The organism is Candidatus Photobacterium acropomis (assembly GCF_030685555.1).
Taxonomy (GTDB): domain Bacteria; phylum Pseudomonadota; class Gammaproteobacteria; order Enterobacterales; family Vibrionaceae; genus Photobacterium; species Photobacterium lucens.
This window is the reverse complement of record NZ_CP131609.1, coordinates 2,056,931-2,069,341: the sequence shown is the minus strand read 5'-3', so window position 1 is coordinate 2,069,341 and position 12,411 is coordinate 2,056,931. Positions and strand designations below refer to the sequence as shown.

9 protein-coding genes are annotated in these 12,411 nt (G+C 40.3%); 7 read left to right on the top strand and 2 right to left on the bottom strand.

Going from position 1 to position 12,411, the window contains the following annotated elements; genetic code table 11:
* Positions 1–313: 313 nt before the first annotated feature.
* From pyrD to rmf, 7 genes are all read left to right on the top strand, one after another.
* Positions 314–1,324, top strand: coding sequence for a quinone-dependent dihydroorotate dehydrogenase (pyrD, locus tag Q7657_RS16485; protein ID WP_008987073.1), 1,011 nt, complete (start codon positions 314–316; stop codon positions 1,322–1,324).
* A 247-nt stretch (positions 1,325–1,571) separates the two neighbouring features.
* Complete coding sequence (locus Q7657_RS16480) at positions 1,572–2,108, top strand: cell division protein ZapC (protein ID WP_107166965.1); 537 nt, start codon at positions 1,572–1,574, stop codon at positions 2,106–2,108.
* A 1,026-nt stretch (positions 2,109–3,134) separates the two neighbouring features.
* On the top strand, positions 3,135–5,273 hold the full coding sequence (rlmKL, locus tag Q7657_RS16475; protein WP_107166966.1) for a bifunctional 23S rRNA (guanine(2069)-N(7))-methyltransferase RlmK/23S rRNA (guanine(2445)-N(2))-methyltransferase RlmL: 2,139 nt from the start codon (positions 3,135–3,137) through the stop codon (positions 5,271–5,273).
* Entirely contained in the window at positions 5,273–5,524 is a 252-nt protein-coding gene (locus Q7657_RS16470; protein WP_053989722.1) for a glutaredoxin family protein, read from the top strand. The genes rlmKL and Q7657_RS16470 overlap by 1 nt, the downstream gene beginning before the upstream one ends.
* Before the next feature lie 5 nt (positions 5,525–5,529).
* On the top strand, positions 5,530–7,458 hold the full coding sequence (gene uup, locus Q7657_RS16465; RefSeq protein ID WP_053989723.1) for an ATP-binding cassette ATPase Uup: 1,929 nt from the start codon (positions 5,530–5,532) through the stop codon (positions 7,456–7,458).
* Positions 7,458–9,431: a DUF3466 family protein gene (locus Q7657_RS16460; protein WP_107166967.1), complete on the top strand. Its 1,974-nt coding sequence runs from the start codon at positions 7,458–7,460 to the stop codon at positions 9,429–9,431. The genes uup and Q7657_RS16460 overlap by 1 nt, the downstream gene beginning before the upstream one ends.
* 172 nt (positions 9,432–9,603) lie before the next feature.
* The gene (gene rmf, locus Q7657_RS16455) at positions 9,604–9,777 is read left to right on the top strand and encodes a ribosome modulation factor (protein WP_008987067.1); all 174 of its coding nucleotides are present in this window, start codon (positions 9,604–9,606) and stop codon (positions 9,775–9,777) included.
* 242 nt (positions 9,778–10,019) lie between these two features.
* On the opposite strand, the gene fabA is transcribed toward rmf, so the two are convergent.
* Both fabA and Q7657_RS16445 read right to left on the bottom strand, forming a co-directional pair.
* Positions 10,020–10,535 (bottom strand): bifunctional 3-hydroxydecanoyl-ACP dehydratase/trans-2-decenoyl-ACP isomerase, encoded by a 516-nt coding sequence (gene fabA / locus Q7657_RS16450; protein ID WP_107166968.1) that lies wholly within the window; start codon positions 10,533–10,535, stop codon positions 10,020–10,022.
* Positions 10,536–10,603: 68 nt separating this feature from the next.
* A complete protein-coding gene (locus tag Q7657_RS16445; protein WP_107166969.1) occupies positions 10,604–12,337 on the bottom strand; it encodes an AAA family ATPase in 1,734 nt (577 codons plus the stop codon).
* Positions 12,338–12,411 lie beyond the last annotated feature (74 nt).

Genomic DNA, 12,411 nt, shown 5'->3' with positions numbered 1-12,411 from the left:
CTATAAGTGACAGTGTAGCGATATGGTGTCGATACTAATAGTGCCTTGCCAGAAAAGTAAGGTAAATGACTATCTTTGAGTGACGTTGTCACCTATTGCGTATTTGCTAATAGCTATTTTCAAACAAAAAGAAAACGTTTGCATTAAAGTGTAATTTTTTATGAAAACACCAATCTATAACTTATTGTTAAACAAAGATTTAATTTCTAAGTTACTGAATTATTGACAATAATCAAAAAAATAACGATTGATGTTAGAGGGGGAAATGTGAATAATACCATCCCGTTTATTCGGGACTTATATTGGAGTTACAATGCTATATCGTATCGCACGTTCTGCTATTTTTCAGTTGGATGCTGAAAAGGCACACGACCTCGCTATCGAGAACTTTTCTCGTTTCACTGGAACTCCATTAGATCTTTTCTATCGTCAACACCTTCCTGAACGTCCTGTTGAAGTCATGGGACTGACTTTTAAAAACCCTGTTGGTTTAGCTGCTGGCCTTGATAAAAATGGCGAATGTATTGATGCATTTGGTGCTATGGGCTTTGGTTTTGTGGAAGTAGGGACAGTAACGCCACGTCCACAACCTGGTAATGATAAACCACGTCTTTTCCGTTTGATCCCAGCTGAAGGCATCATCAACCGCTTTGGTTTTAATAACCTTGGTGTTGATAACTTAGTTGAGAATGTTAAGAAAGCAAAATACGACGGCATTATCGGTATTAACATTGGTAAGAATAAAGACACACCAATTGAAAAGGGTGCTGAAGATTACCTAATTTGTATGGATAAAGTTTATCAATATGCGGGATACATTGCGGTAAACATTTCATCACCAAATACACCGGGACTTCGTAGCCTACAATACGGTGAAGCATTAGATGATCTGTTATCTCAACTTAAAGAGAAACAAGCAGAGCTTGCAGAGAAACATGGTAAATATGTACCACTTGCACTTAAGATCGCACCAGATCTTGATGATCATGAAATTCTACAAGTTTGTGATTCATTGATCCGCAATAAAATTGATGGTGTTATCGGTACGAACACCACATTAGATCGTTCACTTGTTCAAGGAATGGAACATTGTGACGAAGTGGGTGGTTTAAGTGGTCGTCCTCTGCAGAACAAGAGTACTGAAGTTATCCGTAAAATGGCGGAAGCACTGAAAGGAGAGATCCCAATCATTGGTGTGGGTGGTATCGACTCCGCAATTTCTGCTCGCGAGAAGATGATGGCAGGGGCAAGCCTTGTTCAAGTTTACTCTGGTTTCATTTACCACGGCCCTCGTTTAGTCAAAGATATCGTGAACGGCCTTTAATTGCATTTGACTGACAAGTATTAATTTTAAAATTTGTCTGACATTTTAAAGCCCAACTTAGTGAATACTAGGTTGGGTTTTTAATTATTAACTCAATATTACCTGTGTACTAAATATACAAATAACTCATATATAAATAGTCCATTTTTTCCCCTTTTAATTTTAGGGGACGTGAGTAGAATCAGACTAAAGTTTCTCCATATGGTCGCAGATATAATATAAACCACTGTCTTTTAGGAGTTCGAACGTGTTAAAGCCAGATAATTCATGGAAATGGTATTTTGATGCCGATATGAATTCGCTAATGCTTGAATTAGGGAATGACATGCTTTTTCGTGTAGCGTTATCAGCGAAGCTGCTGACTCCTGAAGCGAAAGTAAGTGATGTTTTTAATGTTGATGACATCGAAGCTTATCAAAACTTCCAAGAGCAATTCGCTCAACTTCCTATATCAGAAGCGCGTAAGTGTGAATTAGCGCTGAATGCAACAGCTGCAAGACGTTTTCATAAGCCAGTTATGCCTAAAAGTTGGTATTTTGCTCCTCAGCAAGGCGCAGAGCCGGAGCAGGGTGAAGTAGTGAGTTTAATGACAGCATCATGCACAGCACATTATGTTGTGATTGAAAATCATGGTACAGCCAGCTTATGTATGCTTGCTGATGTAGCAACTGTTGATCTTGATGGGGTTAAAACGATGCAGTTTTGCGACACGATTAAAGTGATGAATGATCGTATGGAACCTTGTTTTTTGGAAACTGAACAGCATTATGCGCTTGTTGGTTAAGCTATTGTAATCATTAAGCTAATCAGCATTTTCTCAATGTTGAAATATTCACGTCTTTATATTTTCTTTTATCTTTGTACCAAGCCTCTGCCTAGTTCCCTATTGGCGGTATTTTACTGCGTTATTAATTATCTCCGTCTATCTTTGTTACTTTATATATCCTCTCTGTTTCTCTAAAGCCATCCACATCTATTTAGTTCTCATCATATTTGTTTCTGTATTAACAACATAATACTGGAATCTAGTCCGTTTCCTCTAATGCATTAAGTAGCTAATACTGTGATGTCACTATGTTAGTTGATGAACGAGAGTGGAAGTTTAAGGGGGATATAACTGGTAATACCGTCATCAGTACATATTTGATCTCTATATTTATCTTCCTGATGCATCAACAATGCTTAAAAAACGAGCGTTGACTTGGTATCAATGTCAAAATTCTTTTATAAAAAACAATAATCACTACCGATATTACCATTAAAAATTATCTGTAATTGGCATTCATCTCACTGTTACATTACATTTCATTGGTTGTAATTTCCCCATTTCTTGATTCTGATTCGGTAGGAAATACCTGGAATAAGTCGAGCGTTAATTTAGAAATAAAGCTGGAATAATTTATTCATTAAGGAGTGGTGGGATAGTTTGATTTTACGGTTTTTATTCTTATGCTTGTTAATTCGTTTTTGTTATTTATTGATTATTAATGAATTTTTATTGTTGTTTTCTTTAGTGGACAATGGCTTTGTAGGTTATTCCGTGAAAGTTCCCATTGAATAATTACGATATAGTTGATGCTATGGTAGCTAATGAATTGATAAGTCGGATTAATTTATATTGGTTTGCGTATTTATCTCTGCTTATTTGCCCCAATAGCACAAGCCTATTGTGTTTGAATGCTTGTTACTTGAACTTGCTGATTGAAGACTAAATTTTTTTCGTAAATGAGCAATTTGAGAGCGGTTTAGACGAGGCATTTTTTGTGATTTCGGTTATAATTCCACGCAATATTAGTGTGAAAAGAACTCCATGAATCAATATCTAGCTATTACTTCCCGCGGCCTTGAAAACTTGCTGGCGGATGAATTAGAACAATTAGGTGCACAGAACATTCAAGTTGTGCATGCCGGTGTCCGCTTCAAAGCAGAGCAAGCAACAGCTTACCGTTGTTGTCTATGGACACGTATCTCATCACGTATCATTCAAGTACTGAGCGAATTTAACGTTCGTGATGATATGGATCTGTACTTAGGTGCAACTGCTATCAATTGGATGAACTACTTTGATAGTAATACTCGCATCGTGGTTGACTTTAACGGTACGAACCGTGAAATCCGCAACAGCCAATATGGCGCAATGAAAATCAAAGATGCGATCGTAGACCGCTTTACTAAAGCGGATTTACGTCGTCCAAATATCGATCGTGAGCGTCCAGATCTTCGTGTTCATATGCGTCTATCTGGCGAGAAAGGTATTCTTGGTCTTGATATGGCGGGTAGTGGTTTACACCAACGTGGCTATCGTAGTGAAGCAGGTAAAGCACCATTACGTGAAACCCATGCTGCGGCGCTTGTGATTAAGAGTGGTTGGACACCAGAGCAAGCTTTACTCGATCCTATGTGTGGTTCAGGTACCTTGTTAATTGAAGCGGCAATGATCGCTGCTGAAATTGCACCGGGTCTGAAACGTAAGCGTTGGGGTTTTGAGTCGATTAAAGACTTCGATAAAGATGCTTGGATGGAAATTCACGCAGAAGCAACAGTGAAATCTCGCCGTGGTCCAGCAAAAGTAACGACTAAGTTCTTTGGTCGTGAAATGGATCGCCGTGTACTTGCGGTTGCTCGTGATAACGCAGGTCGTGCTGGTGTTAAAGAGCTTATCGATTTTGAATACGGTGATGCTACTCAGCTTGTTCGTCCTGAAGGCTTTGAAACAGGCGTTATTCTTTGTAACCCGCCATACGGTGAGCGTTTAGGTACAACACCTGAGCTTATCTCGCTTTACAAAGAGTTTGGTAACCGCTTGAAATTGGCGTTTGCAGGCTCTGTGGCTGCGATTTACTCAAGTTCAAATGAATTATTAAGCTGTATGCGTATGCGTGCAGACAAACAATTTAAGCTTCGTAACGGTGCGTTAGATTGTGTGCTTAAGACTTACTTAATCACAGCAGGTAGTGTTCAGAAAGAAGAAGGTCAAGCAGAAGGCGTTATTGTTCAAGAAGACGTAGCACCGGATTTTGCTAACCGTTTGAAGAAGAACATTGCTAAGTTAGGTAAATGGGCTAAGCGTGAAGGTATTGAATGTTACCGTATTTACGACGCTGACATTCCTAACTACAACGCAGCGATTGATAAGTACAAAGATTACATCATCATCCAAGAGTATGCGGCCCCTAAGTCTGTTTCTGAAGAGTTAGCTCGTCGTCGTATCATGGATATTCTACGTGCAACGATTGAAGTTACAGGCGTTGAGAGCAACAAAGTTATTCTTAAAGTGCGTGAGCGTCAGAAAGGTAAGAGCCAGTACCAAAAACTATCAAGTGCAGAACGTCACATGGTAGTAGAGGAATACGGCGTTGAACTTAAAGTTAACCTGTATGATTACCTTGATACGGGCCTATTCCTTGATCACCGTATTACTCGTCGTATGCTTGGCAAGATGGCACCGGGTAAAGATTTCTTGAATCTATTCTCATACACTGGCTCGGCAACTGTGCATGCGGCTGTTGGTGGTGCTAAGACAACAACAACGGTGGATATGTCAAATACCTACCTTCGTTGGGCACAAGAGAATATGGAACTGAACAACCAAGTAGGTTCTCAGCATGAGTTTATTCAAGCTGACTGTCTACAGTGGTTACAAGAAGTGGACGATACGTTTGATCTTATCTTCATCGATCCACCAACGTTCTCTAACTCTAAGCGTATGAAGCAGTCGTTTGATATTCAGCGTGATCACATCATGTTGATGGAAAACCTAAAACGTATGCTACGCCCTGAAGGTCAAATTGTTTTCTCAAACAACAAACGCCACTTCAAGATGGATTTAGATAAACTGAATGAGCTTGGCTTACACGCGAAGAACATTTCAGAGAAAACATTGCCAATGGATTTTGCTAAGAACAAGCAAATCCACAACTGTTGGATCATCACTCACAAGGAAGGCTAGTGTTAATCACACTTTATAGCACGGAAGGCTGCCACCTTTGCGAGCAGGCATACAGCTTGCTCGTAGAGGTAGGGATTCAAGACAACGTAGAAGTTGTCGATATCGCATTCGATGATGCACTGTTCTCTCGTTACGGTGTAACCATACCTGTACTCTCTATTCAACACCATGAGCTCAATGTTTCGGAATTAGGCTGGCCCTTCGATAAAGAAACATTACAAACATGGTTAACTACTAATAAGCTTGGTTAATTACGATGGCACTTATAAAAATTAGTAACGCTCAACTGGCTTACGGCGATCATGCATTACTAGATAAAGCTGAATTTCTTCTTCAACCTCATGAGCGTGTATGTCTTGTGGGTCGTAATGGCGCGGGTAAATCCACGTTAATGAAAGTGATTGCTGGCGACATTCTGTTAGATGACGGTAGTGTTCAGCGTCAAAATGAGCTGGTGGTTTCACGTTTAGAACAAGATCCACCACGTAATGCCGAAGGCACTGTATTTGATTATGTTGCTCAAGGTTTAGCTGAAGTGGGTGAAGTACTTCGAGAGTACCATCACCAATTGGAATTAGTGACCGCTGATCCTAGCGAATCAAACATCAATAAGCTGGCGCGTATTCAAGAGAAAGTTGACCATAACAATGGTTGGTTGATTGATACCCGTATTGCATCTGTCTTGGAAAGCTTAAAGTTAGATGCAAGCACATTACTTACGGATTTATCTGGTGGTTGGCAACGTAAAGCCGCATTGGCGCGTGCGCTTGTGTGTGATCCTGATATTTTGCTACTAGATGAGCCAACCAACCACTTAGACGTAACAACGATTGAATGGTTAGAAGGTTTCTTAAAAGACTTCCGAGGCTCAATCGTATTTATTTCACACGACCGTGCATTTATCCGTTCGATGGCGACACGTATTGTGGACTTAGATCGCGGTAAGTTAACTTCTTTCCCTGGTGATTATGAAGGTTACCTAGAAGCGAAAGAAGAAATGCTACGTGTTGAAGCCGAGCAAAATGCACTTTTTGACAAAAAATTAGCACAAGAAGAAGTGTGGATCCGTCAAGGTATTAAGGCGCGTCGTACTCGTAACGAAGGTCGTGTTCGAGCATTGAAAGCATTACGTAATGAACGAGCAGAACGTCGTGATGTTGTTGGTAAAGCAGAAATGCAACTTCAAGATGCAAACCGCTCTGGTAAGATTGTCTTTGAAGCGAAGAATATCGGTTATAGTTACGGCGATAAGCAAATCGTTAAAGACTTTAGCTTTAATGTTATGCGTGGTGACCGTATTGCGTTAATTGGCCCGAATGGTTGTGGTAAGAGTACCTTGATCAAACTGATGCTTGATAAGTTACAAGCAACAGAAGGTGACTTCCATTGTGGTACAAAGCTTGAAGTTGCTTACTTTGACCAATACCGTGAAGTGCTTGATCCTGAGAAGACCGTAATGGATAACCTTGCTGATGGTAAGCAAGAAGTAACCATTAATGGTAAAACACGTCATGCATTAGGTTATTTGCAAGATTTCTTATTCCACCCACGTCGTGCGCGTACACCAGTAAAAGCACTATCTGGTGGTGAAAAGAACCGACTATTGTTGGCTAAATTGTTCCTAAAACCAAATAATTTATTGGTTCTCGATGAGCCAACCAACGATTTGGATATCGAAACATTGGAACTTTTAGAAGATATTCTTGCCAATTATCAGGGTACATTGCTTTTAGTTAGTCACGATCGTCAATTCGTTGATAATACTGTGACCACAAGCTGGATTTTTGAGGGAGAGGGCGTTGTTAACGAATACGTTGGCGGTTACCATGATGCCCAATCTCAACGTGCAAACTCTTATGCAAATCGTGCAAAAGAGCAAGCAGCGGAAATCGAACAAGCTAAAAAGAAAGAAGATGAACAGAAACAGCGTCAGACTCAACGTCAACGTTCAACGAAAAAGCTTTCTTACAAGCTTCAAGTAGAATTAGACGGTTTGCCGCAAAAGATCGAAAACTTGGAAAATGAAATTGCCGAGCTTCAGGAAAAAATTAATGATCCTGATTTCTTCGCGAACCCAAGCAATGATACTCAAGCGATTTTGACTCACTTAGCTGAGATTGAAACAGAGTTTGAAGTTGCTTTTGAACGTTGGGAAGAGCTAGAGGCAATGCAAAAGGAATCCTAATGCCACATAAGATGTTAAAACTATCAACGCTTGCTATTTTGGTTGCAGGTGCATCTCAAGCGAGTGCCGCTGTTTATACGATTGAGCCAGTTTCAACTGCAGGTGCTGATGAACTAGCAGCACAAGCATATTTCCCTAATGCTCAGGCAAATGCAGACAGTACGCCTGTTTCTATGTTTACAACGGGAATTAAGCCTTCTTCAGAAGGGGAAAACTGTTTTACGGGCAATTGTAATGCAGAGTCGTATGATGTTGTTGGTACAGCTCGACGTGGTACACAAGGTGCGCCACTTTCAGATGTCACTGCATTCAATCAAAATCGTCAGTTTATTAATGATGTAAGTGGCTTATATAGCTACTGTCGAGATGATTTAGGTTATAACACATGTGACATTTGGGCTCGTAGTGAGTACTTTGGCTATGGTTATAATGAAGATGACTGGCAAAGTGGTCAGGGCTTAGGTGGTCTTCAGCATATTCAGCAAACATGGAAAAATAACTATCATTCAAATGCTGTTGCTTTAGATAATGGCGCTGCAGTAACGACTAAAGCTGATGATGCAAGTGCATACACAGAAAGTGGTTTAGGGGCTATTCAAGACAATACAACGGATGCAACGTTAGAAGGCATCGTTGGTAATTACAGCTTTGGTACATCGTCTTCTGCTGTATTTAAAAATGGTGATGTTTATCCTCGTGCATTTGCAAAACGCGGTTTTGTTAATATTGATGGTACGCCTGCTGCATTGTTAAATCCTGTATCAGGTGATGCATTTGTTAAGAACATGGGTCAAACCATGGCAAATGGTGCGGTAGAAACGACTGGTGGACTGTTGGTAGTTGGTTCGTCTTCATTTGCTCAAACTTTCACACAAGATGTTGATTCTCGTGATCCTAATACTGATGATATCGATATTGGTTTAGGTTTCAATAAAGATACTTTTAAGCAATGTGCAACTAATCCATCTAACTTGTACAGTACATTTGAATGTCAGTTTAGTTCATTTGCTAATGAAGCTGCTTTTTGGCTAGTTGATGCGTCAGGTAATGTTGTTAAATCAGGGGCAATGGGGTCAAACCTAGCAGCCGTTGATAACGATCATGAGGATGTGTCTGCACAAGCATCGGCTAATGCTGTCACTATGGTTAACGGTTCACCAGTTGCCGTTGGTTATATCTCTCGTGATACTAACAGTAGTGATTCTTATGTAATGGAAGCCGCTTTCTTTAAGCCTACAGCTGGTATTGATTCATCATGGACTCAAACCGCTATTCCTGGCATGACAATTTCTACTGGTGATGATCGTAACTACGAATACACAATGGCTAACGATGTTAACGCAAATTTCAAAGTTGTTGGTATTGCAAAAAGCCATAAAGCCGAGAACCCTTCATACCCACAAAAAATGTTTATCTATGATAATGCAACAGGTCAGACTAAGTTCTTAGATTCTTCTGTTAGCTCTATCTTCTTCCGTGGTGCAAACGGTGATGCAGCAGCGATTAACGATCATGATCAAGTTGTAGGTTGGATCGATTCAGAAACGAAGAACCAAATTGATGGTTCTGAGCGTCGTCATCGTGCGTTTACTTACATTGCAGGTTTAGCAGCTCAAGGTCCACTGAAAGCGGGTAGTGTATGGATGCTGGATGATTTAACGAATGATCCTGAATTAGGTAATGCATCAGTAGCTAACTCTTACCGTATCATTTCTGCAACTGATATTAATAACGCTGGTGTTATTTCGGCTACAGCAAACTATTGTGCTGGTGGTTATCAAAATCTAACGAAAGAAGCACAATGTTCGGTAACCGAAAAACAAGTTGCTATCAAGCTTGTGCCAAAGAGTACAGATGCGATAATTCAACCACGTGAAAAACAAGAAGACGAGCCAGTAAAACGCTCTGGTGGTTCACTTGGAATCCTTGCTTTGACAGCGCTTGGCTTTATTGGTTTCCGCCGCAGAAAGTAATTTTTTAAAGAAATTACATTATTCAAACAAGCTCACATTTTGTGGGCTTGTTTCGTTTTTATATTTGATAAATTGTTCGTAATCACCCATTTTTATAAGTGGAGACATAAAAACTCCATCGTTACGTAATAGTAATGAAAAGTAATATACAGATAAGGATGAGGACCGAACTATGAAGAGACAAAAGCGGGATCGTTTAGAACGTGCGCAGGCTCGAGGTTATCAAGCCGGATTAAATGGCCGTTCTACAGATGCATGTCCGTACCAAGGTACAGATGCCCGTACTAACTGGCTAGGTGGTTGGCGAGACGCAAGAGAAGACTTGCAACAAGGTCTCTATAAATAATACCTCCCTCATGGTTAAACCCTATTCTGCAGCCCCTTAGGAGAAGGGGCTTTTTATTGTCAATAATTCAAAAAGATAGCATTAATGAGTGGGTGGTTTTATTTGCTCTCAAAGGAAAGCTATCAAAATTGCATTTGAGGCACTTTTATCTGTATATTGATAGCAATCTTGTTTTGCTGGTGGAGAAAAAAGCCCTGATACATTGCTGCAGCAGGGCTTAATAATCGATAAATTATAGGTGATTAGAAGTTGTCAGTATCTTTGAAAAGACCCACTTTAAGATCTTTTGCTACGTAGATTTCTTTACCATCTACCAGTACACGACCATCTGCCACACCCATAATTAGCTTACGGTTAATGACACGCTTAAGTTGGATCTCGTAAGTGACTTTCTTCGCTGTTGGTAGAATTTGACCAGTGAATTTCACTTCGCCTACACCAAGTGCACGACCTTTACCTTCGCCACCAGACCAACCTAAGAAGAAACCAACTAACTGCCACATTGCATCAAGGCCAAGACAACCTGGCATTACTGGGTCACCTTTAAAGTGACAGTTAAAGAACCATTGGTCAGGGTTGATATCTAATTCAGCAACGATAAAACCTTTACCGTGCTCACCATCTTTATCCGTGATATTTACAATACGGTCGATCATTAACATGTTATCTGATGGTAATGATGGGAAATCTGGACCGTATAGTTCGCTATTGCCACATGCGACGAGTTCTTCGTGTGTATAAGAATGCTGGCGTGTCATTAGAATCAATTACTCCTTGAAAAGTATGGGAGCAATTTAGCGTACACGTGTAAGCTTAACAACTCGGATCAGTTCTGGACAAACCAGTTTGCGACACGCATCCGAATTTTGTTCAAAATACCCACTTCATTAGATAAATCACCGTGGTGGAAGTAGTCAATACGTTCCTCAATTAAGGAAAGGATCGTCTCATCTTCTTCATTTTCACTACGGAATGGTTTATCTGTAAGAAGAGGAATTGCTTCATCTACATTCTCAACAGCCCAAATATGGAATTGCTTAGCTTTGATTGCTTCGATAACCTCATCATTTAAGCAAAGGTTACTTAGGTTCGTCTTCGGTAAGATCACACCTTGGTTACCAGTTAGGCCGCGATGCACACAAACCTTATAGAAGCCTTCAACCTTTTCATTAATACCACCTACAGCCTGTACACGACCAAACTGATCGACAGCACCAGTTACAGCAATTTGTTGGTTAATTGGCTGAGAAGACAGTGCAGACATTAATGCACATAGCTCAGCTAATGACGCACTGTCACCATCAACTTCTGAGTAAGATTGTTCAAATACAATTGAAGCCGAGTAGGGTAAGGCCTGATCTAAATCAAGTGCTGTAGCAACAAATGCTTGCATGATCATCATACCTTTGGCGTGAATATTACCGCCTAGTTCAACTTTACGTTCAACGTCGGAAATATCGCCGTCACCAAAGTGAACAACACAAGAGATACGAGCTGGCTCACCGTAAGCTGTTGGGTGCCCAGGCATTTCAACTACAGTTAAGCCGTTAACCTGACCAATTTCCTTACCATCACTAGCGATAAGAACCTGACCGTGGTGAATGTCTGCAATGGCACGCTCTGGTAAATAAGATTCACGGTATTCTTTTGCACGTAAAGAGGCTTTGATGTTAGCTGCTGTGATCACTTTACCATCTGATTCAAGGCTTGCTTCAGACAGCAGGTTTAGATGCCATAGTAAACATAACGGTAAACGTGTTTGGTCTTCGGCATAACGAGCACCAGCATTCAATAAAGCTGTGACAGCGTCACTATCTGCAAGATGTGGTAATTGATGGTGCTCGATAATAGCTTTTACATAACCAAGGTAATCTTCAAGACTTGCATCGTTAAGTAATAAATCTTGTTCAAACTCACCGTACATTGCAAAGCCTGTACTTAGATCTGGTTCTGCACTGTCTAGCTCTGCCATTAAGTAACGATCACCGATAATTACTAATTTGACATTGAGTTTTTCAGCTGGCGGTAGGTTAATTAATACTTTTTTATTTGACGCTTCCCATTCTAATACGCCATCAGTAAGGGTGCTTTTTAGGCGAGGCCACAAAGATGGATTACTTAACAGTGCCGTAATAGAAAGAATCAAGTAACCATTATTAGCTTGATGCAATAAGCCATGCTTAACACTTGGTTTTGCTAATGTGTTTTGCTCTAGTGGTGGGTAAACCGCCCCAAACAATTTTTCGGCAGTAACATTCTCACCCGCAATGATTATCGGCTGCTCTTTTTCACTCGTCTGTGAGCAAGTTGTATTATTATTACTATTGAATTGGTATTTTTTTATGAGTTCAATAATATAATCACGGTACAAGGTATTATCAGGCGCCGTAATACGGAGAATGCGAGGCTGTAAATTGAGCGCGCTGAAGCGACGTACGGCATCTGATAGTCGAGGTTGAAGAGTACCGATGGAAGCAGGTTCAAGATTGCTATAATGATCTAGAGTCGTCTGGTACTGAGTGTAATCAGGAAACATTGTACGCCAAGATTCTTCATGCATAAATTTAGGTTTCTATTGTTACTGTGAAAAGGTAAGCAGTATAAAACAATCAAAGACCTCATAATAGAGACTTA